Origin of the sequence: Microbacterium sp. zg-Y818, from assembly GCF_030246905.1 — a bacterium.
Lineage (GTDB): Bacteria > Actinomycetota > Actinomycetes > Actinomycetales > Microbacteriaceae > Microbacterium.
On the sequence record NZ_CP126741.1, the window covers coordinates 3,035,641 to 3,061,991 of the forward strand.

Below are 26,351 nucleotides of genomic sequence, written 5' to 3' on the forward strand. Positions count from 1 at the left end.
CTCCTCTTTGAGTGGGCGCACCCGCATCATCATGACCCGGGTTCGTGACAAGTCTCACGCGACCTCGAAACCCTGTCAAACGTTTTCGAAATCCTTTTCCATGCGTAGGATCGGGGCAATGTCCCGTCGAGCAACGATCCACGACGTCGCCGCTGCAGCCGGCGTCTCGGTGTCGACCGTGTCCAAAGCCGTCAACGGCAGGTACGGCGTCGCCGAACACACCGTCGCGCGCGTTCTCGATGTGGTGGAGCGACTCGGCTACGAGTCGTCTCTCGTGGCCAGCAGCATGCGCTCGCACCGAACCGGGGTGATCGGCGTGCTGGTGGCCGACTTCGAGCCGTTCAGCGCCGAGGTGCTCAAGGGCGTCGGTGCGGCGCTGCGCGACTCGCGTTACGACCTGCTCGCCTACAGCGGCTCGCGTCAGGGCGGCAGCGCCGGCTGGGAGCGGCGTTCCCTCAGCCGCCTGAGCGGAACGCTCATCGACGCCGCGATCATGGTCACCCCCACGGTCATCGGCGTCACCAGCGAGGTGCCGATCGTGGCCGTCGACCCCCACAGCGGCCGCGCCGACCTGCCGACTGTGGAGTCGGACAGCTACGGCGGGGCGCTGCACGCGATGCAGTACCTCGTGCAGCTCGGCCACCGCCGCATCGGCTTCATCGCAGGGCGACCCGACCTGCGCTCCTCCGAAGCGCGCGACGCCGGCTACCGGGCCGGGCTGCGCGAAGCCGGCATCCCCGCCGACCCCTCACTCGTACGCGTCGGGCTCTACCAGCCCGAGATCGTGCGCGAGCAGGCCCTCGCGCTGCTGCAGCAGCGGGAGCGCCCCACTGCGGTGTTCGCCGCCAACGACCTCTCGGCGCTCGCGGTGATCGAGGTGGCCGGCGAGCTGGGCCTGCGCGTTCCGCAGGATCTCTCCGTGATCGGCTTCGACGACGTGCCCGAGGCTTCCCGTGTGCACCCGGCGCTCACCACCGTCGCCCAGCCCATGCGCCGCCTCGGGGCGGTCGCGGCCGAGTTCGTCGCCGCCCTGCTGGCAGGTGAGACCCGCGACGAGCTGCACGTGACGCTGCCCACGCGCCTCGTCGTGCGGGGCACGACCGCTCCCCCGGCCGGTCCCGGACGCTGACCGGCATCCGGACCTCGTCGCCCAGCGCATCGGCCGGTTCGCCGACATCGTGGGCGCCGACCGCGTCATCGCCTCGACCGACTGCGGTCTGGGCGGGCGCATCCACCCCGACATCGCGTGGGCCAAGCTCGCGACGCTGGGCGAGGGCGCCCGTCGCGCCTCGGCGAGCGCCTGATCCGGGCCGCTCACCTGTCGCAGAATGTCGCTGCGGGCGCTCCCAGGCGACACTTTGCGACAGGCGAGCAGGAGGAGCGCGCGGATGCCGGTGCGCGCGGCATCCCCCACCCCGCCCCCGCACCGCTCACCTGTCGCAGAATGTCGCTGCGGGCGCTCCCAGCCGACACTTTGCGACAGGCGAGCACGAGGAGCGCGCGGATGCCGGTGCGCGCGGCATCCCCCACCCCGCCCCCGCACCGCTCACCTGTCGCAGAATGTCGCTGCGGGCGCTCCCAGGCGACACTTTGCGACAGGCGAGCGCGTCCGGAGACCCGGCGCAGGACGCCGGCACCGACACATGAACGGATGCCGCTGCACGTCGCATCCGTCCCGACACGGCAGAATCGAGGGATGACCGCGCACGACCCGAACCTGCCGCCCGCCCACGCATGCCTCATCGTGCACGGCAAGGACCAGCCGGGCATCGTGGCCGCCGTGTCGGCGATGATCACGCGCATCGGGGGCAACATCGTCGCGTTCGATCAGTACTCCGACAACCTCGAAGGCGGCGCGTACTTCCAGCGCGTCGTCTTCCACCGCCCCGGCTTCGGCGCGGACCGACCGGTTGTCGAGGACGAGGTCGCCCGGACGCTCGCGGACTTCGACCTGCAATGGTCGCTGACCGACCAGTCGGTGCCCAAGCGCATGGCGATCCTGTCGTCGAAGCAGGACCACTGCCTGCTCGACCTGCTCTGGCGCCATCGCCGCGGCGACCTGCCCGTCACCATCCCGATGGTCGTGTCCAACCACGCGACCTCCGCCGAGGACGTGCGCTCCTTCGGCGTGCCGTTCTTCCACGTGCCGTCCACCCCCGGCCCCGACAAGTCGGAGTCGGAGGCGAAGATCCTCGAGCTGCTCAAGGGCAATGTCGACTTCGTCGTGCTGGCGCGGTACATGCAGATCCTGTCGGCCGACTTCCTCGAAGCCCTCGGGGTGCCGGTGATCAACATCCACCACTCGTTCCTGCCCGCCTTCATCGGCGCGGAGCCCTACAAGAAGGCCAAGGAGCGCGGCGTCAAGCTCATCGGCGCGACGAGCCACTACGTCACGACCGACCTCGACGAGGGTCCGATCATCGAGCAGGACACGATCCGCGTCACCCACGCCGACACGACCGCCGAGCTCGCCCGCCGCGGCGCGGACGTCGAGCGCCAGGTGCTCTCGCGCGCGGTGCTGTGGCACGCGCAGGACCGCGTGATCCGCCACGGCAACCACACGATCGTCTTCTGACCGCGGCCGCGCGACGCCGGCGCGCGCCGGCGCGCGTGCCGGTCAGGGCTGGGGCGTCTGCTGCGGCGGGTTGTGCATGAACTCGATGCGGATGCCGTCGGCGTTCTCCACGAACGACGCGTAGTACCGGTCGTTGAAGCGCGGGTACGTCTTCGGCTCGCGCACCACCGACCAGCCGGCATCCACCGCCACCTGGTGCATCCGGTCGACATCGGCGCGCGAGTCGACCGCGAACGCGAGGTGCTGCCACCCGACGCGGCCGTGCCGGTGCGGCCCGGTCCCCTCCTCGCGCGCGGGAAGCAGGATGAACTCGGTCTCGCCCTCGGCGTACCACGCCACCCCGTGGTCACCGTCCTCACGGGCCAGCCCCAGCGCCGTCAGCACGGGGTCGAACTCGGCGGTGGCGCGGGCGAGGTCGTCGACGGAGACGCCGAGGTGATCGAAGAGCGGCATCCCCGCATTCTGGCGCATGCGGCGGTGCGCGTGCGCCGGCGACCCCGAGACACCACCTTCCGGTCGAAACACCACGCGTCGCGGTGCGTCTCGGCCAGAACGTGGTGTCTCACTGGCCGCAGCCAACCCGCTAATCCAGCTGCCGAACCAGGCGGGCGGGCGCGGTCACCCGGAACGAGGCGTCGATGAGCTCGCTGACCTCGTCCCAGCCGGCATCGGCGAGGTCGATCCCGAGCCACCCCGAGGCACCCAGGTACGCAGGCACGAAGAAACGGGGATCCTGGCGCAGGGCGGGCGCGTCATCGGGATCGGGCCGCACCAGGATCGCCGCGTCGTGACGCACATGGTCTCCCGCGCCGCGGCGCTCACCCCCGCCGAAGTAGCAGAACGTCCGCACCGTGAAGAAGTTCGGGCGGCCGTGGCTGATCCGCTCCTGCGCAGCCGGGTAGGCGAGGCACACCGCCCGCAGGCGCTCCAGCAGGGGATCGTCGGGATCGAACATCAGGGGATGCTCCATGCCGACATCCTGCCGCGCCACCCGGCCCGGGGGAACCTCGGCGGCGGCGACTCAGTACACGTACTCCATCAGTTCGACGCCCAGCGTGCGGAAGGCCTCGTGCGCGCGCAGCCGGTGCGCGATCGACAGGTCGTCGAACGCGACGAGCAGTGCGTACGCCACGCCGGCGCGAGGACCGGCGAGCACGCCAGCCTCCGACCGGATCCCGTCGCCCCGACCGGTCTTGTTGACGAACAGCAGCCCGTGGGCGTCGTCCTCGTGCGCGAAGGGGTCAAGTCCGGTGGCGGATGCCACGAGCGTCAGATCCACGTTGAGGCTCAGCCACTCCGACACCTGCGCGCTCACCCCGGGCGAGACGGCCTGCGCGTTGACGAGCGACGCGAAGAGACCTGCCAGCTCCCGCGCCGTGCCGAGCGCCACCTGAGGCGCGTCGTCGGGGCCGCGCTCGTTGCGGAATCCGTCCATGAGCGCGGTGTGCTCCATTCCCAGAGACTCCAGCCGCGCCCGCACCGCGGGCAGCCCGACCCGCTCGAGCAGCGCGTTCGCGGCGAGCGCGTCGCCGGTGGCCGCGGCGAGCACGGCGAGGTCGGCCAGCGGCAGCGCCGGAGCCTTCAGATGCTGCCACACCCCCGCCACCGCCACCGGCGGGAGCTGCTGACGGTCGACGATCTCGAGCGGGTCGAGCCGGCCGTCCTCGAACGCGGCGGCGGTCTCGACCAGCAGCGGCACGACCCCCAGGCCGGCGATCGGCAGGGTGCGGTGGTCGTCGCCCGAGAGCAGCACCTCGTCGCTGTCGAGATCGGCCACGCGCACCGACACCCGCGCTCCCGACGCGGCGAGCTCGTCCAGGGCCCGCCAGGTTGCGGGGAACGATCTGCGGGCGGCGGCGGGCCGACGGGGCCGGCGGTGCGCACCCCGCAGGGACGGCTGCTTCTCGCTGCCGCGCTGCGGGTCGGGGGTACCCACGCGGGGATCCTTTCAGAAGAGAGGTGGTGCGCTCACGCCGCCTGGCGCGGCGGCGTGAGCGCGGGGACGGTCACCAGATGCTCACGCGCTCCTGCGGTGGCAGCCACAGCCGGTCGCCCTCGGTGACGTCGAAGGCGTCGTAGAACGCGTCGATGTTGCGCACGATCTGGTTGCAGCGGAACTCGTTGGGCGAGTGCGGGTCGACCGTCAGCAGACGAATCGTCTCGGCATCCCTCCCCTTCTGCTGCCAGATCTGCGCCCAGCTCAGCAGCAGGCGCTGGATGCCGCTGTACCCGTCGATCTCGGGTGACTCAGCGCCCCCCAGCGACAGCTCGTACGCCTTCAGGGCGATGCTGAGCCCGCCCAGGTCGCCGATGTTCTCGCCGATCGTGAGCGCACCGTTGACGTGGTGCTCGGGCGACAGCCCCTGGGGCACCAGCGCGTCGTATTGCGCGATAAGGTTCTTCGTGCGCTCCTCGAACGCGGCGCGGTCGGCGTCGGTCCACCAATCGCGCAGCGACCCGTCGCCGTCGAAACGACTGCCCTGGTCGTCGAAGCCGTGCCCGATCTCGTGACCGATCACCGCGCCGATGCCGCCGTAGTTGGCTGCGGCATCGCGCTCGGCGTCGAAGAAGGGGTACTGCAGGATCGCCGCCGGGAACACGATCTCGTTCATCAGCGGGTTGTAGTAGGCGTTCACCGTCTGCGGCGTCATGAACCACTCGTCGCGGTCGATCGGCTGGCCCACACGCGAGATCTGGCGGTCGTGCTCCCACACGCGCGCGCGGCGCACGTTGCCGAGCAGGTCGGTCGCGTCGATCTCGAGGGTGTCGTAGTCCTTCCACTTCACCGGGAAGCCGATCTTCGGGGTGAAGGCGTCGAGCTTGGCCAGGGCGCGCTCGCGCGTCTCGGGGCTCATCCACTCCAGACCCGAGATCGACTGACGGTAGGCCTCGACGAGGTTGGCGACCAGCTCGTCCATGGCCACCTTCGCCTGCGGCGGGAAGTGACGCTCGACGTACACCTTGCCGACCGCTTCGCCCAGGGCGGCCTCGACCAGGCCAACGCCGCGCTTCCAGCGCTCGCGGTTCACCGGCACGCCGGTGAGTTGCGTGCCGTAGAACGAGAAGTTCTCCTCGACGAACTCGTCCGAGAGGAAGGGCGCCGCGCTGTGGACGACCTGCAGCCGCAGCCACGCCTTCCAGTCCTCCAGGCGGTCCTCGCTCAGCAGGGCACCGAGGCCCTCGAGGTACGACGGCTGGCTGACGTTCACCTCGGCGAACGCCTCGCTGCGACCGGGCGCGAGCGCCTCGAGCCACGGATCCAGGTCCACGCCGACGAGCGCCTGCACGTCGGCCCAGCTCATGAGGTTGTAGGTGGCGACGGCGTCGCGGCTGCGCACCTTGTCCCAGTGGTGCGAGGCGAGCTCGGTCTCGAGCGCCACGATGCGATCGGCCTGATCGGCGGCATCCGCCACGCCTGCAAGCTCCAGCACCCGGTGGATGTGCGCGCGGTGCGCGGTGCGGGTCTCGGCGAAGTTCTCAAGCCGGTAGTAGCTCTCATCGGGGAGCGACAGCCCGCTCTGCAGCACGAACGGCACGTACCGCACCGGGTTGCCCGGATCGGGCTCGACGTAGAGTCCGAGGAATCCGCCCACGCCGTCACGCTCGAGGCGCCCGACAGTCGCGAGCAGCTCCGGGATCGACGAGATGGCGTCGACCTGCTGCAGCAGCGGGCGCAGCGGCTCGGCACCGAGGGCGGCGATGCGCTCGGTGTCCATGAAGCTCGTGTACAGGTCGCCGATCTTGCGGGTCTCGGTGCCGGGCTCCGCCTGCTGCGCCTCTTCGATGATCGCGCGGACGTCCTTCTCGGCCTGCTCGGCGATGAGGTGGAACGAGCCCCAGCGCGCCTTGTCGTCGGGGATCGCCGTGCGCTCCAGCCACGCGCCGTTCACATGGCGGAAGAGGTCGTCCTGGGGGCGGATCTCGGGGCTCAGTTCGTCGAGCGCGAGACCGGAACGGAGGGCATCGGTCATCCTCCCAGGATATGCGCCCCGCCCGACGTCGGCCGAGGCGGGGGCCGGTGCCCACCCGGCCCTAGGCTCGTCTGGTGACCACGCGCGACCCGCTCAACCGCGACATCCTGCGCCTGGCCGTGCCGGCGCTGGGGGCGCTCATCGCCGAGCCGATGTTCCTGATCGTGGATGCCGCGCTCGTCGGCCACCTCGGCGTGGTGCCGCTGGCGGGCCTGGGCATCGCTGGCGCCGTGCTGCAGACCATCGTCGGGCTCATGGTGTTCCTCGCATACGCCACCACGCCGGCCGTCGCCCGCCGGTTCGGTGCGGGCGAAATGGCCTCGGCCGTCCGCGCGGGGATCGACGGCCTCTGGCTGGCCCTCGGGCTGGGCGCGGTGCTCGCCCTCGTCGGGTCGCTGGCGACCCCGACCATCGTCGGACTGTTCGGCGCTTCCGCCGAGGTCGCCGAGCAGGCGGAGATCTACCTCGGCATCTCGATGTGGGGCCTGCCCGCCATGCTCATCGTCTTCGCCGCCACCGGACTGCTGCGGGGCATGCAGAACACCGTCACGCCGCTGTGGATCGCGGGATTGGGCTTCGCGGCGAACGCGCTGCTGAACTGGCTGTTCATCTACGGGTTCGGGTGGGGCATCGCCGGCTCGGCCGCCGGCACGGTCGTCGCCCAGTGGGGCATGGTCGGCGCGTACGCGCTGGTGGTGCGGCGGCTGGCCCGCCGCCATGCGGCATCCGCCCTCCCTCACCTCGAGGGCGTGCGCGGGTCCGCCCGGTCGGGTGGGTGGCTGTTCCTGCGCACCGTGTCGCTGCGGGCGGCGCTGCTGGCCACCGTCGCGGTGGCGACGATGCTGGGGACCGAAGAGCTCGCCGGCTGGCAGATCGCGTTCACCATCTTCTCCACTGCGGCGTTCGCCCTCGACGCCCTCGCCATCGCCGCGCAGGCGCTGATCGGCAAGAACCTCGGCGCCGGCGACGAGCGCGGCGTGCGGCGGGTGCTGCAGCGCACGCTCGCGTGGGGCGCCTGCTTCGGCGTGCTCGTCGGCGCACTCGTCGCGGCGGGCTCGGGGTTCATCGGGCTCGTCTTCACCGGCGACTCCGAGGTGGCGGCGCTCGTGCAGCCGGCCCTGCTGGTGCTCGCCGTGGCGCAGCCGATCTGCGGTGTCGTCTTCGTGCTCGACGGGGTGCTGATGGGGGCGGGAGACGTGCGCTACCTCGCGATCGCGGGCGGCCTGAACCTCGTGCCCTTCGTTCCGGCGCTGGCGCTCGTGGCCGTGCTGCACCCCGTCGGCGCCGCCGGATTGGCGTGGCTCGCGGCGACCTTCTTCGGCGTCTACATGCTCGCCCGGCTCGCGACCCTCACGTGGCGCGTGCGCCGGCCGCAGTGGATCACCGCGGGGGCCTGACCGTCACGCCCAGCGGCGGCACCACTCGTACATCACGACCGCGGCCGCGGCGCTGGCGTTGATGGAGCGGGTCGAACCGTACTGTGCGATCTCGACGGTCGAGGCGGCCGCGGCGAGCGCCTCGGGCGACAGCCCCGGACCCTCCTGACCGAAAAGGAGCACGCACCGCTCGGGGAGGTCGGCGCGGTCGACGGGCACCGATCCCGGCACGTTGTCGACCGCCACGATCGGAAGGCCCGCATCGGCCGCCCACGCGGCGAAGGCCGCGACGTCCTCATGGTGGCGCACGTGCTGGTACCGGTCGGTGACCATGGCCCCGCGGCGGTTCCAGCGGCGCTTTCCCACGATGTGCACCTCGGCGGCGGCGAACGCGTTGGCGCTGCGCACGATCGAGCCGATGTTCATGTCGTGCTGCCAGTTCTCGATGGCGACGTGGAACGGATGCCGCTTGGCGTCGAGATCGGCGACGATCGCCGCCATCGTCCAGTAGCGGTACTGGTCGACGACGTTGCGGCGGTCACCGTGCGCCAGCAGCTCGGGGTCGTAGCGGGGGTCGTCCGGCCACGCCTCGGGTCCCCCCGGCCACGGCCCCACGCCGTAGGGCAGCGTCGGCTCGGCCTCGGGTGCGGCGTCGGCGTCGGCGAGATCGGTCATCGAACCAGGCTAGCCACCGCGGCGCGGTCGGAATTCCGCCTCACCGCGCCGTGCAGGCACGGCGCCCCTCGCCCGTCCGCGCTCCGCGGGAATTCGACCGCGCCGACCTCTTTTCGGCGCGCCGAAACCTCTGCTAACTTTTCGGCATGCCGAAATCTGCCGCGCTCGACGCGCCGCCGACGCCCCCTCGGCGGCCGGCCGCCTCCCGCCCCCTCGCCTGGCTGATGGGCCCGGCGATCGTCGCGGGTGTCGCGTACCTCGACCCGGGCAACGTCGCAAGCAACATGACGGCGGGAGCCCGCTACGGCTATCTGCTGGTCTGGGTCGTGGTCGTGGGCAACGGCATGGCGTGGCTCATCCAGTACCTCTCGGCCAAGCTCGGCGTCGTCACCGGCGAGAGCCTGCCCGAAGTGCTTGGCCGGCGCATACGCACCCGCTGGGGCCGGCGCGCCTACTGGGTGCAGGCCGAGCTCGTCGCGATGGCCACCGACATCGCCGAGGTCATCGGGGGGGCAGTCGCGCTCCACCTGCTGTTCGGCATTCCGCTGGTGTGGGGCGGGGCGATCACTGGCGTCGTCTCACTGGCGCTGCTGCTGCTGCAGGCCCGTCGCGGCGCCCGCACCTTCGAGTTCGTCATCGCCGGACTGGTGCTGATCATCGCCGTCGGCTTCGTCTTCGGGGTCTTCGTCGCCCCGCCCGATCCCGCCGGGATCGTCGGCGGGCTGCTGCCACGTTTCGAGGGAACCGATTCCGTGCTGCTGGCCGCGTCGATCCTCGGTGCGACGATCATGCCGCACGCGATCTACGCCCACTCCGCCCTCAGCCGCGACCGGTTCGCCCCTGCCACCGAGGGCGCGGCCGAGACCCTCGAAGCCCGCCGCGGCATCTCGATCCCGCGGCTGCTGCGCGCCACCCGGTGGGACGTCACCATCGCCATGGCCGTCGCGGGCACCGTGAACCTCTGCATCCTGCTGCTGGCGGCCGCCGCCCTGTCGGGCGCGCCGGGGACGGACAGCCTCGAGGGCGCGTACGCAGCGCTGCGTGACGGCATCGGGCCGGTCGTGGCCACCCTGTTCGCCGTCGGCCTGCTGGCCAGCGGCCTGGCGAGCACCGCCGTCGGCGCCTACGCCGGAGCCGAGATCATGCACGGCCTGCTGCGGGTGCGCATCCCCCTGCTCCTCCGGCGCCTGGTGACCCTCATTCCGGCGCTGGTCGTCCTCGCCCTCGGCGTCGACCCGACGCTCGCCCTCATCCTGAGCCAGGTCGTCCTCTCCTTCGGCATCCCGTTCGCCCTCGTGCCGCTGGTGGCGCTGACCGCCCGCCGCGACGTGCTGGGCGCCTACCGCAACCGGCCGTGGACGACCGTCGCGGGCGTGGCGTCGTCGGTGTTCCTCATCGCGCTGAACGCTCTGCTGCTGTGGCTCGTCCTCACGGGGTCATGACCGGCCCCCGGTAGCCTGGATCCGTGCCCGCTTCACGTCCCGTCGTCGACGACTACCTCAAGACGATCTACCACCACACCGAGTGGCAGACCGATCCGGTGACCCCGTCGCGGCTGGCATCCGAGCTGGGGCTGGCTCCCTCGAGTGTCACCGAGATGGTGCAGAAGCTCGCCTCCCAGGGGCTCGTCACCCACCGCCCGTACGGCCCCGTGCAGCTCACTGACGAGGGGGTGCGCCGCGCGGCGGGCGTCATCCGTCGGCATCGCCTGGTCGAGACGTGGCTCGTGCGCGAGTTCGGCTACGCCTGGGACGAGGTCCACGACGAGGCCGAGGTGCTCGAGCACACCATCAGCGACCGGCTTCTCGAAGGCATCGCCGCCCGCCTCGGCCACCCCCGCTTCGATCCGCACGGCGACGCCATTCCGGATGCCGACGGCACGGTGCACCGCGAACCTTTCGTACTGCTGGCGCGGGCCGCGCCCGGACACCGCGGCCGCGTGCTGCGCGTGAGCGACCGCGACCCGGCGCTGCTGCGGGCGTGCGAAGAGGCCGGCCTCGACGTGGGGCACACGATCGCCGTGGTCGGTGACGGCACCGTCTCGGTCGACGGCTCCCCCGCGATCACCCTGCCTGCCGGTGCGGCGGACGCGATCTGGGTCACCGCCTGACCCGCGTCAGCCGCGCACGCGCCGCCGGGTGCCCGCGGCCTGCTCGAACGGCCACGCCACGCTGGTGGCCCCCTCGCAGAACTCCCACAGGCGCGCCGCCCGCTCCGGGTCCCTTGTGATCTTCGACGAGATCGCCTTGCGGGGTGCACCGCGGGCGACCAGGCCGGGGCCCCAGAACGATCCGTTCTCCGCGGCGGGGTCGAGCAGCGCCCGCACGAGCGGCCAGGCGCCGCGCTCCTTGGACTGCGCGACCGCGGCCTGAAGGTTGGCGGTGAACCGCTTCGCGCGGCTGGGCTCATTGACCCCCTGGATGCCACGGGTGCGGCCGCTGGTGGAGTACCCGGGGTGGGCGACGAGGCTCTCCACCGCGACGCCCGCGTCGGCCAGCCGCCGGGCGGCCTCGAAACCGATGGCGGCGGTCATGACCTTCGACTGCACGTAGGCCCGCCAGCCGGTGTAGCCGGACTCGAGTTCCGGGTCCTCGGGGTCGTACGACCACAGCGATGTCGCCATGCTCCCCACCCACACCATGCGCCCGCCGGCCGCGGCCAGCGACGGCAACAGCTCTCCGGCCAGGGCGAAATGACCGAGGACGTTGGTGGCGAGCACCACTTCGTGACCGTCGGCGGTGAGTTCGCGGGTCTTCGGCGGGTGCACGATGCCGGCGTTCAGCAGCAGGCCGTCGAGTCCGCGGCGGCCGCGGGCTGTCGCCGCGGCGGCGCGCACCGAGCCGAGGTTGCTCGTGTCCAGCAGCAGCGTCTCGACGGTGGCGGGCGTGGCATCCGTGACCTGACGCAGCACCGCCGCGCGGGCGGCCGCGAGCCGGTTGGGATTGCGGCCGGTCATGACCACGTGCGCGCCGGCGCCGGCCAACTGCAGCGCGGCGAAGAACCCCAGCCCTTTGTTGGAGCCGGTGATCAGGTAGCGGCGGCCCTCCAGGTCGGGGAGGTGCTCGGGGTCCCAGTCATCGCGTCGCGGCACCCTTCCGACATTAGAGCCACCCGCGTGGTTAGGCTGACCCCATGCGGACCCGCGCCGACATCGACTGCTGGCTGACCGACATGGACGGCGTTCTCGTGCACGAGAGCCGTCCGATTCCGGGAGCCGCCGAACTGCTGGCGCAGTGGCGCGACACCGGCATCCCGTTTCTCGTGCTGACGAACAACCCCATCTTCACGCCGCGCGACCTGAGCGCCCGGCTGCGGGCCTCGGGGCTGGACGTGCCCGAGGAGAGCATCTGGACCTCGGCGCTGGCGACGGCGGAGTTCCTCCGCTCGCAGCTGCCCGGCGGCACCGCCTACGTCATCGGCGAGGCGGGGCTCACCACGGCCCTGCATGAGGCCGGCTACATCATGACCGAGACGCAGCCGGACTACGTCGTGGTCGGCGAGACCCGTCAGTACTCGTTCGAGGCGATCACCCGGGCGATCCGGTTCATCAACAACGGCGCCCGGTTCATCGTCACGAACCCCGACGCGACGGGCCCGACGCCGTACGGTGTAGTTCCCGCCACCGGCGCGTTCGCGGCGCTCATCACCAAGGCCACCGGGCGGGAGCCCTACGTGGTCGGCAAGCCGAACCCGATGATGTTCCGCTCGGCGCTCAACCGCATCGGCGCGCACTCCGAGTCCACCGGCATGATCGGCGACCGCATGGACACCGACGTCGTCGCCGCGATCGAGGCGGGCCTGCACTCGGTGCTCGTGCTCACCGGCATCAGCGACCGCAGCGAGATCGAGCGCTACCCGTTCCGCCCCGATGAGATCCTCGATTCCGTCGCCGACCTCCTCGCCCCCGGTCCGATCGAGACCGAGCTGCCCGAGGTGCTGTGATGGGGGCGTTCGACGAGGCCGAGGTGCTGCGGGCGGCGGATGCCGCCACCTGGCGCGCCTGGCTGGAACGCCACCACGCGTCGTCGCGGGGGGTGTGGCTGCTGCGTCCGCGGGCGGGGGTCGTGCTCGAGCTCGTGGGCTACGGCGACGCCGTGCGTCAGGCGCTGTGCTTCGGCTGGATCGACGGCACGGTGAAGCCCTATGACGCCGAGACGATCGGGCAGTGGTACGCGCCCCGGCGGCCCGGCAGCGGCTGGGCGGCGACCAACAAGGCGCGCGTGGCCGAGCTCGAGGCGTCGGGCGAGATGGCCGAACCCGGGCGTCGGGTCATCGCCGCGGCGAAGGCGAGCGGGGCGTGGGAGATGCTCGACGGTGCGGAATCGGGCACCGAGCCGCCGGAGCTGACCGCTGCGCTCGACGCGGTGCCGGTGGCCCGGGCGAACTGGGATGCCTTCCCGCCGTCGGCGCGCAAGATGGGACTGACTGCGGTGGCGATGGCCAAGCGCACCGAGACGAAGGCGGCGCGCATCGCGAAGATCGTGGCCGACGCAGCGGAAGGAAGACGCCCCTGAACGAGTTCGAACAGACCCTGCTGCTGGTGTCGGCGGCGGCGATGACCGCGACGACGCTCGTGGTCGTCATCGTGCAGTACGTCCGCGGCCGAGGCCGGGAGGACTGACATGGCCGTCGCGCTGGCGTTGTCGGGGCTCGTCGTGCTGCTGGTGGCGCTCGTGCTCTTCGTGCGGTCGTCGCGCCAGGCATCCGCCGCCGGAGCGACGACCAACCGCCGCTCGCTCGTCCTGCTGACGTTCCTCGGGCTGCTGCTCGCCCTGGCCTCGCAGCTGCCGGTGTTCCAGGGGTAGCCCGCGGCATCCGGGTTCCCCTGTCGCGTTCTGTCGCTTCGCGGCCGTCGAAGCGGTAATACGAGACAGGTGAGCGTCGGCGGGCCGCGACGCGCGGGCCGCGGCTACTGCGGCTGCAGACCCAGGTCGTCGAGGTCGATCGCGGCGAGCCACTGCAGGCCCGCTGCCTCCACGGCATCCTGCGCGCCGGTCTTGCGGTCGACGATCACGGCGACGGCGACGGGTTCCGCACCCTCGCGGCGGAGGGCCTCGACGGCCTTGAGCGCGGACTGCCCCGTCGTGGAGGTGTCCTCGACCACGACGACGCGCTTGCCGACGACGTCGGCGCCCTCGACCTGGCGGCCGCGGCCGTGGTCCTTCGGCTCCTTGCGCACGACGAAGGCGTCGAGCGGGGTGCCGGCGTGCACCGACTCGTGCATGATCGCGTTGGCGATCGGGTCGGCGCCGAGGGTCAGTCCGCCCACGGCGACGATCCCGTCGACGTCGCGCACGAGGTCGAGCATGATGCGTCCGATCGCGGGAGCGGCGCGGTGGTCGAGCGTGAGCTTGCGCATGTCGACGTAGTAGGTGGCCTTCTTGCCCGACGACAGCGTGAAGTCGCCGTGGAAGACGGCCTCGTCCTTGATCAGCGCGATGAGCGCCTGGCGGTCGGCTTCGAGAGCGGGCGTGGAGGCGACGGTCATGGCTTTGAGTCTACGGATGCCGCAGGAGGCATCCGTTCCCGCCGAAGGGACCGGTTTTGCACGTCGGGCCGCCCGGCCGGCCCGCGTGACGGGCCATATAGTCGGGATCGACAGTCCCGACACGGCGGCGCTCTCGAGATCCGCCTCGACCACAGGAGCCGCAATGACGCGCATGGGGATCGTCACCGAACGGGATGCCGAAACGCGGGTGGCGGCCACTCCCGGGACGGTGGCGAAGCTGATCGCGCTCGGGTACGAACTGGTCGTCGAGACGGGAGCGGGTGCCGCGTCGTCGTTTCCGGATGCCGCCTACCGTGAGGCCGGCGCCCAGATCGTCGACCGCGACGAGGCGTGGGCGGCCGAGATCGTGCTCAAGGTCAACCCCCCGACACCCGATGAAGTGGCTCTGCTGGCCGACGGGGCGACCCTCATCGGGCTTCTCGCCGCGGCGCTGCGCCCCGACGTGCGCGAGTCACTGCAGACGCGCGGCATCACCGCGCTCGCCCTCGACGCCGTGCCGCGCATCTCCCGCGCGCAGTCGATGGACGTGCTCAGCTCCATGGCCAACATCTCGGGCTATCGCGCCGTCGTCGAGGCGGCGCACGAGTTCGGCCGCTTCTTCACCGGCCAGGTGACGGCGGCAGGCAAGGTGCCCCCGGCCACGGTGCTGATCGCCGGGGCCGGGGTCGCCGGGCTGGCGGCCATCGGCGCGGCATCGTCTCTGGGCGCGGTCGTGCGCGCGACCGACCCGCGGCCCGAGGTCGCCGATCAGGTGCGCTCCATCGGCGGCGAGTACCTGCCGGTGGTCGTGGACGAGACGATGGACTCGTCCGACGGCTACGCGAAGGCGACGAGCGAGGCCTACGACCGTGCCGCCGCGGCGCTGTACTCGGCGCAGGCTCGCGAGGTCGACATCGTCATCACGACCGCGCTGATCCCGGGGCGGGCGGCGCCGCGCCTGCTCACCGCCGCGGACGTCGCGAGCATGAAGCCCGGCAGCGTCATCGTCGACATGGCCGCCGCCCAGGGCGGCAACGTCGAGGGATCCGTCGACGGTGAGCGCGTCGTCACCGACAACGGCGTGGTCATCCTGGGCTACTCCGACCTGGCATCCCGCCTGCCCACCCAGGCGTCGCAGCTCTACGGCACGAACCTCGTGAACCTGGTGAAGCTGCTGACCCCCGGCAAGGATGGGCGACTGGTCCTCGACTTCGACGACGTCGTGCAGCGCTCGATCACCGTCGTGCGGGACGGGCAGTCGACCTGGCCACCGCCGCCGGTGCAGGTGTCGGCGGCGCCTGCCGCGGCATCCGTCCCGCCGCCCGACGCCGGGCCCGCGAAGCCGAAGCGCACCCTCTCGCCCGCGGGCCGCTCCGGGCTGATCGCCCTCGGCATCGCCGCCCTCTTCGCGGTGTCGGCGATCGCCCCGGCACCGCTGCCGCAGCACCTGACCGTGCTGGTGCTCTCGGTCATCGTCGGGTTCTACGTGATCGGCAAGGTGCACCACGCGCTGCACACCCCGCTGATGAGCGTGACCAACGCGATCTCGGGCATCATCATCGTCGGCGCGATGCTGCAGGTGACCACCCCCGACCCGCCGGTGCAGATCCTGGCCGCGGTCGCGGTGCTGCTGGCATCGGTCAACATCTTCGGCGGGTTCGCCGTCACCCGGCGCATGCTCGCCATGTTCTCGAAGGGCGACCGATGACCGCCGCCTCCGTGGCCACCGCCGCCTACATCGTCGCGGCGCTGCTGTTCGTGCTGAGCCTGCGCGGGCTCAGCACCCACGAAACGGCCCGGTCGGGCGTCGGGTACGGCATCGCCGGCATGGCCATCGCGCTCGCAGCCACGGCCTGGGTGTCGGTGCAGAACGCGTGGGGCGACCCGCAGGCGACGCTCGGGCTGGTGCTCCTGGCCGCGGCCGTGCTGATCGGCGCGGCGGTGGGCCTGTGGCGGGCGCGCGTGGTCGAGATGACCGGCATGCCCGAGCTCATCGCGCTGTTGCACAGCTTCGTGGGTCTGGCCGCAGTGCTGGTGGGCTGGAACGGCGCGCTGCACGACCCCGGGCTGTCGGGGGCGCTGCGCGACATCCACCACGCCGAGGTGTTCATCGGCGTCTTCATCGGCGGCGTGACCTTCACCGGCTCGATCGTGGCGTTCCTGAAACTGTCGGCGCGCATGTCGTCGCGGCCGCTCATGCTGCCGGGCAAGAACGCGCTCAACGTGGGGGCGCTGGTCGCCTTCGTCGCGCTGACCGTCTGGTACGTCGTCACGCCGTCGCTCTGGCTGCTCGTGGCCGTCACGGTGCTGGCGCTCGCGCTGGGGTGGCACCTCGTGGCATCCATCGGCGGGGGCGACATGCCCGTCGTCGTGTCGATGCTCAACAGCTACTCGGGCTGGGCGGCCGCGGCGGCGGGGTTCCTGCTGAACAACGACCTGCTGATCGTCACCGGTGCCCTCGTCGGGTCGTCGGGTGCGTACCTGTCGTACATCATGTGCAAGGCGATGAACCGGTCGTTCCTGTCGGTGATCGCCGGCGGATTCGGCATCGAGGCGCCGCCCGCGGGTGACGTCGACCACGGCGAGTATCGCGAGGTGGATGCCGCGACCGTGGCGGACATGCTGCGCGAGGCGTCGTCGGTCGTGATCACCCCGGGGTACGGCATGGCCGTCGCGCAGGCGCAGTATCCGGTGGCCGACCTCGCCCGTCGGCTCCGCGAGCGGGGTGTGGACGTGCGGTTCGGCATCCACCCGGTCGCCGGGCGCCTGCCCGGGCACATGAACGTGCTGCTGGCCGAGGCGAAGGTGCCGTACGACATCGTGCTGGAGATGGACGAGATCAACGACGACTTCGCCTCGACGTCGGTGGTGCTGGTGATCGGTGCGAACGACACCGTGAACCCGGCCGCGGCGGAGGATCCGACCTCGCCGATCGCCGGGATGCCGGTGCTGCGGGTGTGGGAGGCCGAGAACGTGATCGTGTTCAAGCGATCGATGGCCGCCGGGTACGCCGGCGTGCAGAACCCGCTGTTCTATCGCGAGAACACCCAGATGCTGTTCGGCGACGCGAAGGAGCGTGTCGAGGACATCCTCCGCGCTGCCGAGTGATTATCCGCGCTGCCGAGTGAGTATTCGGCCCGCCCCTACGCCTCGTCGCGCCAGGAGTGCTGCGGCTCGTAGCCCAGCAGCCGACGCGCCTTCTCCGTCGAGAACAGGCTCGCGTGCGGCGGAAGCTCCCCGCGCACCGGCACGTCCGGAAAGACCTCGGCGACGAGTTCCGCGGCCGGCCGCGACATGACGGTGTCCGCCGCCGCGATGAGGAAGCGGTCGAACCCGGCGGGCGCCACCTCGAGCGCGCGGAGCACCGCCTGGGCGCCGTCGCGCGCGTCGATGTAGGACCAGAGGTTCCACTTGCGCAGCGTGGCATCCGCGTCGAACGACGGGAACGCCGCGTAGTCCTCCGGGTCCATGACGTTGGAGAAGCGCAGCGCAGTGATCGACAGCGTCGGATGCCAGCGCACGAGCTCGATCGCCAGCTGCTCCTCGAGGTGCTTGACGAGCGAGTACACCGACTCCGGCCGGGCGGGATAGTCCTCGTCGACCGGGATGTACGGCGGCGGCACGTCGAACGGCAGCCCCTGCACCGTCTCGCTCGAGGCGTAGACGATCTTCTCGATGCCCAGGCGCACCGCTGCCCAGAACACATTGAAGGTCGCCGCGATGTTGTTGTGGAAGGTCGCGACGTCGCTGACGATGCCGGGCGCCGGGATCGCCGCGAGGTGGACGAGCGCGTCCACACCGTCGTGCTGATCATTCACGCCGGCGATGGCGTCGATCACCTGGCCGAAGTCCGTGAGGTCGACCCGCACGAAGCCCGGCCCGCGTTCCCCGACCATGTCGAGGCCGATCACGGTGTGGCCGGCATCCCGGAGGACGCGGACGACGGTACGACCCAGTTTTCCGGATGCTCCGGTGACGGCGATGCGCATGTGATCACCCTGCCACGCCTCCTGTGCATGCGGGCCGAATACTCACTCGGCGGCGCGAATACTCGCTCGGCGGCGAAAGTAGGCTGGGAGGTATGCGGCTTGCCACTTGGAACGTCAACTCCATCCGCGCGCGCGTCGTGCGCACCGTCGACTTCGCGGTCCGCGAGGGCATCGATGTGCTCGCCATGCAGGAGATCAAGTGCAAGCCCGAGCAGTTCCCCTATGAGGCCTTCGAGGATGCCGGCTACCACGTCGTCGCCCACGGCCTGAACCAGTGGAACGGGGTCGCCATCGCCAGCCGCGAGCCGATCGATGACGTCGCCACGTCGTTTCCCGGCATGCCCGGCTTCGCCAAGGGCCACGAGGGCCCCGACGCGCCGCTCGAAGCACGCGCCCTCGGCGCCACGATCGGCGGCATCCGCGTCTGGAGCCTCTACGTGCCCAACGGCCGCTCCCTCGACGACCCGCACTACGTCTACAAGCTCGACTGGCTCGGCGCCCTCGCCCAGCACGCCCGCGAGAGCCTCACGGAGAACCCCGACCTCGCACTCGCCATGGTCGGCGACTTCAACATCGCCCCGACGGATGCCGACAACGGCGACCCCGCCGTCGTCGAGGGGATCTCGACCCACGTCTCCGCGCCGGAGCGCGCGGCGTTCCGGGCCATCGAAGATGCCGGGATGGTCGACGTCGTCCGCCCGCTGGTGCCGACCGGGTTCACCTACTGGGACTACAAGCAGCTGCGCTTCCCCCGCAACCAGGGCATGCGCATCGACTTCATCCTCGGCTCGCACGCCTTCGCCGACCGGGTCACGGGCGCATCGATCCACCGCGACGAGCGCAAGGGCGAGATCCCGAGCGACCACGTCCCCGTCGTCGTGGACCTCGACCTCACGTCGCCCGACGAGGACGACGATCGGCCGATGATCTTCGGCTGACGCGAATACTCACTCGGCAGCGCGAATCAGCCCATGTCGGCGGTGGTCACCGCCGGGCCGGGGCCGTAACGCAGCAGCAGAGCGCCGGCGGGACCCGCGATCGGGGGCTCCAGCAGCGTGAGTCCGAACGCCGGCCCGTCCGGCGGGAACAGCCGCTTGCCCGGTCCGAGCACCAGCGGGTACACCCACAGGTTCAGCACGTCGAAGAGCCCCGCTTGCACCAGACCGCGGGCGAACTCGATGCTGCCGACGACGTGTACCTCCGCGTGCCGCTCGCGCAGCGCGGCGATCTCGGCCGCCAGATCCGCCCCGAGCCGGTGGGAGTTCACCCAGGGCAGCGGGGGTGTCCCCCGCGACGCGACATACTTCGGGATCGCGGTGAAACGCTCGGCGATCTCGGCCGCGGGGCCCTCGTACTGCGGCCAGTACGCGGCGAAGATGTCGTAGGTGCGCCGGCCGAGAAGCAGGGCGTCCATCCGACGGATGCCGGCCATCACGCGTTGCCCTACCGCGCTGTCGTCGACCGGCGCCTGCCAGCCCCCGTAGGCGAAACCGCCGTCCGGGTCCTCCGCGCGGCTTCCGGGTGACTGCGCGACGCCGTCGAGACTGCTGAACAGATCGATGTGGATGAGGCCCGCCATCGGGACTCCTCTCGGTCAGGCCGCCGCAGCTGCGGGGGCGATGTGGAAGGTCGTCGCGAAGCGGCCCAGCAGCGCCGCGTCGCCGCGCGACACGCGCACGATGCCCCGCGCGAGCGCATCGGCGGGAGCGAGCTCCCCGGAGATGATGCCCCGGATCCCCGGACCCGCGACGATCACGGCATCCGCCTCATGCCCCCCGGCATCGGCACGCTGCTCCGCAGCAGAACCCGCGCCGTCGGCGCCCCCCGCCACCCCGGCGTCCAGCCGCCGCACCGCGAGCGCGATGCCGTCGACCCGCGCACGCAGGCCCACATCTCCGACGTGCAGGTCGTATCCGGTCGCGGGCAGGGCTGCGGCGGCATCCGGACGGAACGCGGTCCGCAGCGCCATGGTCAGGGAGTCGGCCGTGACGACGTCGTCGGGTTCCGGCTCGCCCATCGCGACGAAGCCCCAGCGCCCGAGCGCCAGCACGATGGGCTCGAGCTCGCGGCCGTACGGGGTGAGTTCGTACACGAGCCCCCGGTGCGACAGCGGAACCCGGCGCACCACCCCGGCATCCTGCAGCTCCTTCAAACGTCTCGCGAGGATGTTCGTCGGAATGCGCGGCAGACCGGCCTTGAGGTCGTTGTACCGGCGCGGACCCACCAGCAGGTCGCGGACGATCAGCAGCGCCCACCGCTCGCCGATCAGCTCGACGGCGGTGGTGACACCGCAGTACTGGCCGTAGCTTCGGGCGGCCACCTACGACTGCGCCTGATCGGCGAACGCGCCCGGGCCCTGCTCCGTGGCGACGGGGTCCATGTAGAAGAAGCTCAGCACGTTGCCGTCGGGGTCCTCCAGGTCCCGCGAGTACATGAACCCGAGGTCCTCCGGCTCGCGGGGCTCGGTGCCTCCGGCCGCCAGGCCCGTAGCCAACACGGCATCCACGTCCTCGTTCGAGGCCCGGGCGAGCGCCACCATCACCTGCGCCGTAGCGGCCGGATCGGCGACCGGCTTGTCGGTGAAGGTCGCGAAGAACTCCCGGGTCAGCATCATGAAGTAGACGCCATCCCCCCAGGCGACGCACGCGGCGTTCTCGTCCGTGAACAGCGGATTGATCGTCGCTCCCAGCGCGGTGTAGAAGGCCTTGCAGCGGTCGAGGTCGGCCGTGGGCAGATTGACGAAGATGTCGGTCATGGCGTGCTCCCTTGCAGGCCGCCGCGAGGGGCGGATGCCGGTAGCTTGCTAAAAGCAAGTGCCCTTGTCAAGAGCTCGCGTCGCGGGCGCGAATACTCACTCGGCAGCGCGAATACTCACTCGGGGCGCGAATACTCACTCGGCGACGATTCCGTCGCACGGGGGATGCCGCGCCGCCGCGTCCCCCGTACGTTGGAAGGATGAGCGCGACCCTGCCCGCCGCCCCGACCCGCCGGCATCCGCCGACACCAGCCGACCTGCGCACCGACGTGTGGCTCGCCGTCGGCCTGCTCGTCGGTGCCGTGATCAGCTCGTGGCTCGGACAGGTCGCGGGGTTCTTCGGCGACGAGACCCCGGGGCTCGGCTGGGCGCTGGCGTACTCGGCGGCTGTGACGCTGCCGCTGGCGCTGCGCCGCCGCCACCCCGAGATCGTGCTGATCGTCGTCGCGATCGCCTTCTTCGCCGGGGCGACCTTCCACATACCCGACCTCTACGTCGGCCAGGTCGCCCTGTTCGTGGCGATGTACACCGTCGGCGCCTGGGTCGACGACCGCCGTCGGGCCACTCTCGTGCGGGTGGTCGTCGTGGTCGCCATGTTCGTCTGGCTGCTGGTCACGATGTTCCAGACGGCCACCGATCCCCCCGGCGACGGCCCGTCGACCGCCGGCGCCTTCTCGCCGATGGCGGCGTACATGGTGATCCAGTTCGTGATCAACGTCTTCTATTTCGGCGGCGCCTACTACCTGGGCGACCGCGCGTACGCGACGGCGCTGGCGTGGACGGCCCTCGAGGAGCGCACCGCCGAACTCGAGCGCGAGCGAGAGCTCACCGCCGCCCAGGCCGTCGCCCTCGACCGGGTGCGCATCGCCCGCGAGCTGCACGACGTCGTCGCCCACCACGTGTCGGCGATGGGCGTGCAGGCCGGCGCCGCGCGGATGGTGCTCGAACGCGACCCCGCGGCCGCGCGCACCGCGCTCGGCGGCGTCGAGGCATCCGCCCGTTCGGCGCTGGAGGAACTGCGCCAGCTGCTCGAGACGCTCCGCACCCCGGATGCCGCCGCCGCACCGGCCGACTCGACCGTGCGGTTGTCGGCGCTCGCCGACCTCGTCGCGCACGCCAACGACAATGGCCTGCCCACCACCTTCACCGTCGTCGGCGAGCCCGCCGACCCGTCGGAACTCGTGCAGGTGAATCTCTACCGCATCGCGCAGGAGGCCCTCACGAACGCCCGGCGCCATGCCGGCCCGGGCGCGACTGCCGACGTGCGGCTGCGCTACGACGCGGATGCCGTCGAGCTCGAGATCACCAACACCGGGCGCGTGCGCGCCGACCGCCCAGGGCTGGGACTCGTGGGCATGCGGGAGCGGGCCGCGGCCTCGGGCGGCACGCTCGAAGCCGGGCCCCGCCCGCGCGGCGGCTTCATCGTGCGGGCACGGATCCCGCTTCGAGCGGCGGTGCCCGCGTGAGCGGCGCGGCGTCCCGCGTGCTGCTCGTCGACGACCACGCCGTGATGCGCGCGGGCTTCCGGATGATCCTGGATGCCGCAGGCATCGACGTCGTCGGCGAGGCGGCGACCGGGGTCGAGGCGGTGGCCGCGGCATCCGCCCTTCTGCCGGACGTCATCTGCATGGACGTGCAGATGCCCGACATGGACGGGATCGAGGCCACGCGGCGCATCGTGGCCGACCCCGCGGTCTCGGCGGCCGTCGTGATCGTGACCACCTTCGACCGCGACGACTACCTGTTCCAGGCGCTCGCGGCGGGAGCCAGCGGGTTCCTGCTGAAGAACGCCGGGCCCGAGGAGCTCGTGACTGCGGTGCGCGTCGCCGCCGCCGGTGACGCGCTGCTGGCGCCCGAAGTGACACGGCGCGTGATCGAGCGCTTCACCGCGGGGGGCGCGGCACCGGCGGCCGTCCACGCCGATGGCACCGATCAGGCGATCGCGCAGCCGGCCGCCGCACCTGCGGCATCCGGCGTGCACGTCGACCTCACCGAGCGCGAGGCCGAAGTGCTGCGGCTGCTGGCGCGCGCGCAGAGCAACGCCGAGATCGCGCAGCAGCTGTACATCGGCGAGGCGACGGTGAAGACCCACGTCTCGAACGTGCTGCAGAAGCTCGGCGCCCGCGACCGCGTCGCGGCGGTGGTCTACGCGCACACGCACGGGCTCGTCTGAGCCGCGGCGCCCGCAGCGCCCGCCCGCGCACGCCGAAGCCCCGGCCCGCATCCGAGGCGGGACCGGGGCTTCGAGAGCGGTGTCAGACCCCCGCGGGCACCGGCGCGTAGCGCTCGATGAGGGCCATGAACGCCTGCAGGTACGCGGTGAGGAAAGCCGCCGTTTCGTCGCTGGTGACCTCACCGCTGTCGGTGAAGAGGCCGGGCACGGACTGGACGTAGCCCTCCGGCTGACCGAGCGTGGGCGCGTTGAAGTGGCTGAGGATCGCTTTCAGGTGCTGCTGCGCGGCGGCGGTGGCGATGCCGCCGCCCGAGGTGCCGATGACGGCGGTGGGCTTGCCGTCGAACGAGCCCTGCCCATACGGACGGGCCGCCCAGTCCAGCGCGTTCTTCAGCACGCCGGGGATCGAACGGCTGTACTCGGGGGTCACGATGATCACGCCGTCGACGCGATCGATGGCGTCCTTGAACTCGCGCGCCGCCTGCGGCATGTCGTTCTCGATGTCGACGGAGTAAAACGGCAGGTCGGCGATAGGGATCTCCACGAGCGTGGCCCCCTCCGGCGCCAGTCGCTCCAGGGCCGTGGCCAGGCGGCGGTTGATCGACGTGGACGAGATGCTGCCGACGATGTAGCCGATGGTGCGCTCGGTCATGAGAGATGTCTCCTCAGTGTTCTCGGTGGCCGCCGGATGTCCGCGACCCTGACCCAGGCCAACAGGGGCCACACCGGGTCTATTCCGATGCATACATTCCCCACGGGTCGGGCCACTTCCTCCCCCGCAGGGGGGAGGCCGCCGCCCGCGTGCTCGGCGCGGAACCCACCCAGGGGAGGAGGCGGCCGATCGGACCGCGGCGTAGCGTCGAGGTATCGACTGAGGAGGAGCTTCATGCTCGAACTGACCGGGATCACCAAGAGCTACGGCGGCCGCCGCGTGCTCGACGACGTCGGGTTCACCGTCACCCCCGGGCGCCTGACCGGCTTCGTCGGCGGCAACGGCGCCGGCAAGACCACGACCATGCGCATCATCCTGGGCGTGCTGGCGAAAGATGCCGGCACCGTCACCCTCGACGGCACCCCCGTCACTGCGGCCGACCGCCGCCGCTTCGGCTACATGCCCGAGGAACGCGGCCTGTACCCGAAGATGAAGGTGCTCGAGCACATCGTCTACCTCGCCCGTCTGCACGGGTTCTCGAAGGCGGATGCCACGACCCGCGCGACCGCCCTGCTCGAAGAGCTGGGCCTCGGCGAGCGCCTGAGCGACAACGTCCAGACGCTGTCGCTCGGCAACCAGCAGCGCGCGCAGATCGCCGCCGCCCTCGTACACGACCCGCAGGTGCTGATCCTCGACGAGCCGTTCTCGGGCCTGGACCCCCTCGCGGTCGACGTCGTCGCCGGCGTGCTGCAGGCCCGCGCCGCCCAGGGCGCCGCGGTGCTGTTCTCCTCGCACCAGCTCGACGTGGTCGAGCGGCTGTGCGACGACCTCGTGATCATCGCCGGCGGCACGATCCGCGCCGCGGGCTCTCGCGACGACCTGCGCGCCGCGCACTCCACCCGCCGGTTCGAGCTGGTCTCCGCCGGCGACGCGGGATGGCTGCGCGACGAGCCCGGCATCACGGTGCTGGAGTTCGACGGCGGTTACGCCCTCTTCGACGCCGATTCCGACGACACCGTACAGACGGTGCTGCGCCGCGCTGTCGCCGCCGGCGACGTCGCGAGCTTCGCCCCCAGGCATCCGTCCCTCGCCCAGATCTTCAAGGAGGTCATCCAGTGAACACCGCCCCCTCCTTCGCCCAGAGCACCTGGCTCGTCGCCGAGCGCGAGATCGGCTCGAAGCTGCGCAGCAAGGCGTTCGTCATCTCCACCGGCATCCTGTTCGTCATCGCCCTCGCCGGCGTGCTGTGGGGCGGGTTCACCGCTCAGCAGGACATGCGGACTCCCGTGGCCGTGACCGGCCAGACCGCGCAGATCGTCGCTCCGCTGGACGGCATGCTCGACATCACCGAGGTGGGTTCGGCCGAAGAGGCCCGCGAGCTCGTGCGCGACGGCGAGGTCGATGCGGCCCTCATCCCGGGCGGCGAGGGCGGATTCGACTTCACGGTCGTCGGTGACGACGCCGTGCCGTCCACGCTGATGTCGGCCCTGAGCGTGTCGCCGCCGGTGGAGCTGCTGCAGACGGAGTCCGACGACGCCGACGGCCTGATGCGCTACATCATCTCGCTCCTCTTCGGCGCGGTGTTCCTCATGGCCGCGACCACCTTCGGCTCGACCATCTCGCAGAGTGTGGTGGAGGAGAAGGCGACACGCGTCGTGGAACTGCTGATCTCGGCCGTCCCCACTCGGGCGCTGCTGGCGGGCAAGGTGATCGGCAACACGGTGCTCGCGATGGGGCAGATCATCGGCCTGGCCGCCGTCGCCGTGGTGGGTCTCACCGTCACCGGTCAGGCGGAGCTGCTGTCAGGGCTCGGCGCACCGCTGGTGTGGTTCGCGGTGTTCTTCCTCTTCGGCTTCGTCCTGCTGGCATCGCTGTTCGCCGCCGCTGCCGCGATGGTCTCCCGCCAGGAGGACATCGGCTCGACCACCACGCCGCTGACCCTGCTCGTCATGGTGCCGTACTTCCTGGCGATCTTCTTCAACGACAACCCCACCGTCATGACGATCATGTCGTACGTGCCGTTCTCAGCCCCGGTCGGCATGCCGGTGCGCATCTTCTTCGGCGATGCGCAGTGGTGGGAGCCCCTCCTGTCGCTGGTGATCCTGCTCGCCACCTGCGTCGGCGCGATCTGGGTGGGCGCGAAGATCTACGAGAACTCGATCCTGCGGATGGGCGCCCGCGTGCACCTCAAGGAGGCGCTGAAGGGCTGACGCCCTCGGCCCTCACGCTCCTTGATCGAGTGGATGCCGCGATCTCGGCCGACCGGCCGGGTCGCGGCATCCGTCGTGTCAGGCGTCCTCGAGCACGCTCAGCACGTTGCCGGCGGAATCGCGGAACCAGGCGATCGGCGGGCCGCCGTTGCCCCGGGAGATGCCCCGCTCGTCGGTGCCGAGGTCGGGATCGGTGTAGATCTTCGTCTCCACCCCGCGGGCGCGGAGGTCATCGACCGCGGCATCCACGTCGTCGACGACGAAATTCAGCACCGTGAAGTCCGCCGGCCGGTGGGCCTGCTTCGGGTAGGCGATGGCGCGCGCACCTCCGGCGAGGTTCAGCTGCACGATCCCCATGTCGGTGATCTCCGCGTCGAGACCGAGCGTGTCGCGGTAGAAGGTCAACGCCGCGTCGACGTCGTCGACCGAGAAGCTGCTGAAGGTAGGCGCGTCGGCGAGCATGGGTCCCCCTGTCGGTGATGCCGAC

Annotated in this window: 28 protein-coding genes and 1 pseudogene; 16 read left to right on the plus strand and 13 right to left on the minus strand. The window is 71.3% G+C overall.

Features of this window, described 5'->3' with window-relative positions; genetic code table 11:
- Positions 1-118: 118 nt before the first annotated feature.
- From QNO21_RS14340 to purU, 3 genes and pseudogenes are all read left to right on the plus strand, one after another.
- Positions 119-1,129 carry a LacI family DNA-binding transcriptional regulator gene (locus tag QNO21_RS14340; protein WP_257518503.1) on the plus strand — a complete coding sequence of 337 codons (1,011 nt, stop codon included), beginning with the start codon at positions 119-121 and terminating at the stop codon, positions 1,127-1,129.
- A gap of 4 nt (positions 1,130-1,133) precedes the next feature.
- Positions 1,134-1,304 (plus strand): annotated as a pseudogene (locus QNO21_RS14345) (cobalamin-independent methionine synthase II family protein); the annotation flags it as partial.
- A gap of 392 nt (positions 1,305-1,696) precedes the next feature.
- Positions 1,697-2,575, plus strand: coding sequence for a formyltetrahydrofolate deformylase (purU, locus tag QNO21_RS14350; RefSeq protein ID WP_257518505.1), 879 nt, complete (start codon positions 1,697-1,699; stop codon positions 2,573-2,575).
- A gap of 42 nt (positions 2,576-2,617) precedes the next feature.
- On the opposite strand, the gene QNO21_RS14355 is transcribed toward purU, so the two are convergent.
- From QNO21_RS14355 to QNO21_RS14370, 4 genes are all read right to left on the minus strand, one after another.
- Entirely contained in the window at positions 2,618-3,028 is a 411-nt protein-coding gene (locus QNO21_RS14355) for a VOC family protein (protein ID WP_257517248.1), read from the minus strand.
- A 130-nt stretch (positions 3,029-3,158) separates the two neighbouring features.
- Entirely contained in the window at positions 3,159-3,545 is a 387-nt protein-coding gene (locus QNO21_RS14360) for an MmcQ/YjbR family DNA-binding protein (protein WP_257518506.1), read from the minus strand.
- 51 nt (positions 3,546-3,596) lie between these two features.
- Positions 3,597-4,511: a serine hydrolase gene (locus QNO21_RS14365; RefSeq protein WP_257518507.1), complete on the minus strand. Its 915-nt coding sequence runs from the start codon at positions 4,509-4,511 to the stop codon at positions 3,597-3,599.
- 70 nt (positions 4,512-4,581) lie between these two features.
- A complete protein-coding gene (locus QNO21_RS14370; protein WP_257518509.1) occupies positions 4,582-6,546 on the minus strand; it encodes a M13 family metallopeptidase in 1,965 nt (654 codons plus the stop codon).
- Positions 6,547-6,620: 74 nt separating this feature from the next.
- Here QNO21_RS14370 and QNO21_RS14375 point away from each other — a divergent pair, with 74 nt between their 5' ends.
- Positions 6,621-7,943 (plus strand): MATE family efflux transporter, encoded by a 1,323-nt coding sequence (locus QNO21_RS14375; RefSeq protein ID WP_257518510.1) that lies wholly within the window; start codon positions 6,621-6,623, stop codon positions 7,941-7,943.
- A 3-nt stretch (positions 7,944-7,946) separates the two neighbouring features.
- On the opposite strand, the gene QNO21_RS14380 is transcribed toward QNO21_RS14375, so the two are convergent.
- Positions 7,947-8,597, minus strand: coding sequence for a TrmH family RNA methyltransferase (locus QNO21_RS14380; RefSeq protein WP_257518511.1), 651 nt, complete (start codon positions 8,595-8,597; stop codon positions 7,947-7,949).
- A 146-nt stretch (positions 8,598-8,743) separates the two neighbouring features.
- On the opposite strand from QNO21_RS14380, the gene QNO21_RS14385 reads away from it, so the two are divergent.
- Together QNO21_RS14385 and QNO21_RS14390 are read left to right on the plus strand one after the other, a co-directional pair.
- Entirely contained in the window at positions 8,744-10,039 is a 1,296-nt protein-coding gene (locus QNO21_RS14385; RefSeq protein WP_257518513.1) for an Nramp family divalent metal transporter, read from the plus strand.
- Between the two features lie 23 nt (positions 10,040-10,062).
- Positions 10,063-10,707, plus strand: coding sequence for a metal-dependent transcriptional regulator (locus tag QNO21_RS14390; protein ID WP_257518515.1), 645 nt, complete (start codon positions 10,063-10,065; stop codon positions 10,705-10,707).
- Between the two features lie 6 nt (positions 10,708-10,713).
- Here QNO21_RS14390 and QNO21_RS14395 read toward each other — a convergent pair whose 3' ends face one another.
- Positions 10,714-11,688 (minus strand): SDR family NAD(P)-dependent oxidoreductase, encoded by a 975-nt coding sequence (locus QNO21_RS14395; protein ID WP_257518516.1) that lies wholly within the window; start codon positions 11,686-11,688, stop codon positions 10,714-10,716.
- A gap of 41 nt (positions 11,689-11,729) precedes the next feature.
- Between QNO21_RS14395 and QNO21_RS14400 the strand changes: the two genes are divergently transcribed.
- From QNO21_RS14400 to QNO21_RS14410, 3 genes are all read left to right on the plus strand, one after another.
- On the plus strand, positions 11,730-12,539 hold the full coding sequence (locus QNO21_RS14400) for an HAD-IIA family hydrolase (protein ID WP_257514241.1): 810 nt from the start codon (positions 11,730-11,732) through the stop codon (positions 12,537-12,539).
- Positions 12,539-13,111, plus strand: coding sequence for a YdeI/OmpD-associated family protein (locus tag QNO21_RS14405; RefSeq protein WP_257514240.1), 573 nt, complete (start codon positions 12,539-12,541; stop codon positions 13,109-13,111). The genes QNO21_RS14400 and QNO21_RS14405 overlap by 1 nt, the downstream gene beginning before the upstream one ends.
- A 108-nt stretch (positions 13,112-13,219) precedes the next feature.
- On the plus strand, positions 13,220-13,402 hold the full coding sequence (locus tag QNO21_RS14410; RefSeq protein WP_257514239.1) for a hypothetical protein: 183 nt from the start codon (positions 13,220-13,222) through the stop codon (positions 13,400-13,402).
- 104 nt (positions 13,403-13,506) lie between these two features.
- Here QNO21_RS14410 and pyrE read toward each other — a convergent pair whose 3' ends face one another.
- Positions 13,507-14,085 (minus strand): orotate phosphoribosyltransferase, encoded by a 579-nt coding sequence (gene pyrE, locus QNO21_RS14415; RefSeq protein ID WP_257514238.1) that lies wholly within the window; start codon positions 14,083-14,085, stop codon positions 13,507-13,509.
- A gap of 163 nt (positions 14,086-14,248) precedes the next feature.
- Between pyrE and QNO21_RS14420 the strand changes: the two genes are divergently transcribed.
- On the plus strand, positions 14,249-15,793 hold the full coding sequence (locus QNO21_RS14420) for a Re/Si-specific NAD(P)(+) transhydrogenase subunit alpha (RefSeq protein ID WP_257518517.1): 1,545 nt from the start codon (positions 14,249-14,251) through the stop codon (positions 15,791-15,793).
- Positions 15,790-17,193: a Re/Si-specific NAD(P)(+) transhydrogenase subunit beta gene (gene pntB / locus QNO21_RS14425; protein WP_257518518.1), complete on the plus strand. Its 1,404-nt coding sequence runs from the start codon at positions 15,790-15,792 to the stop codon at positions 17,191-17,193. Before QNO21_RS14420 ends, pntB begins: the two co-directional genes overlap by 4 nt.
- Before the next feature lie 35 nt (positions 17,194-17,228).
- Here the strand turns inward: pntB and QNO21_RS14430 are convergent, their stop codons facing one another.
- The gene (locus QNO21_RS14430) at positions 17,229-18,074 is read right to left on the minus strand and encodes an NAD-dependent epimerase/dehydratase family protein (protein ID WP_257514235.1); all 846 of its coding nucleotides are present in this window, start codon (positions 18,072-18,074) and stop codon (positions 17,229-17,231) included.
- 92 nt (positions 18,075-18,166) lie between these two features.
- Here QNO21_RS14430 and QNO21_RS14435 point away from each other — a divergent pair, with 92 nt between their 5' ends.
- A complete protein-coding gene (locus tag QNO21_RS14435; protein WP_257518519.1) occupies positions 18,167-19,012 on the plus strand; it encodes an exodeoxyribonuclease III in 846 nt (281 codons plus the stop codon).
- Between the two features lie 26 nt (positions 19,013-19,038).
- Here QNO21_RS14435 and QNO21_RS14440 read toward each other — a convergent pair whose 3' ends face one another.
- From QNO21_RS14440 to QNO21_RS14450, 3 genes are read right to left on the minus strand one after another with little or no spacing between them, the layout of a single operon-like run.
- A complete protein-coding gene (locus QNO21_RS14440) occupies positions 19,039-19,653 on the minus strand; it encodes a dihydrofolate reductase family protein (RefSeq protein ID WP_257514233.1) in 615 nt (204 codons plus the stop codon).
- 15 nt (positions 19,654-19,668) lie between these two features.
- Entirely contained in the window at positions 19,669-20,394 is a 726-nt protein-coding gene (locus tag QNO21_RS14445; RefSeq protein ID WP_257514232.1) for a winged helix-turn-helix transcriptional regulator, read from the minus strand.
- Positions 20,395-20,829 (minus strand): VOC family protein, encoded by a 435-nt coding sequence (locus QNO21_RS14450; protein ID WP_257513994.1) that lies wholly within the window; start codon positions 20,827-20,829, stop codon positions 20,395-20,397.
- A gap of 200 nt (positions 20,830-21,029) precedes the next feature.
- Between QNO21_RS14450 and QNO21_RS14455 the strand changes: the two genes are divergently transcribed.
- Positions 21,030-22,295: a sensor histidine kinase gene (locus tag QNO21_RS14455; protein ID WP_257518520.1), complete on the plus strand. Its 1,266-nt coding sequence runs from the start codon at positions 21,030-21,032 to the stop codon at positions 22,293-22,295.
- 44 nt (positions 22,296-22,339) lie between these two features.
- Complete coding sequence (locus QNO21_RS14460) at positions 22,340-23,002, plus strand: response regulator (RefSeq protein WP_374211402.1); 663 nt, start codon at positions 22,340-22,342, stop codon at positions 23,000-23,002.
- A gap of 82 nt (positions 23,003-23,084) precedes the next feature.
- Here the strand turns inward: QNO21_RS14460 and QNO21_RS14465 are convergent, their stop codons facing one another.
- A complete protein-coding gene (locus tag QNO21_RS14465) occupies positions 23,085-23,654 on the minus strand; it encodes an NADPH-dependent FMN reductase (protein ID WP_257514229.1) in 570 nt (189 codons plus the stop codon).
- Between the two features lie 234 nt (positions 23,655-23,888).
- On the opposite strand from QNO21_RS14465, the gene QNO21_RS14470 reads away from it, so the two are divergent.
- Complete coding sequence (locus QNO21_RS14470; RefSeq protein WP_257514228.1) at positions 23,889-24,773, plus strand: ABC transporter ATP-binding protein; 885 nt, start codon at positions 23,889-23,891, stop codon at positions 24,771-24,773.
- Entirely contained in the window at positions 24,770-25,864 is a 1,095-nt protein-coding gene (locus QNO21_RS14475) for an ABC transporter permease (RefSeq protein ID WP_257514227.1), read from the plus strand. Before QNO21_RS14470 ends, QNO21_RS14475 begins: the two co-directional genes overlap by 4 nt.
- A gap of 78 nt (positions 25,865-25,942) precedes the next feature.
- Here the strand turns inward: QNO21_RS14475 and QNO21_RS14480 are convergent, their stop codons facing one another.
- Entirely contained in the window at positions 25,943-26,326 is a 384-nt protein-coding gene (locus QNO21_RS14480) for a VOC family protein (protein ID WP_374113630.1), read from the minus strand.
- Positions 26,327-26,351: the final 25 nt, after the last annotated feature.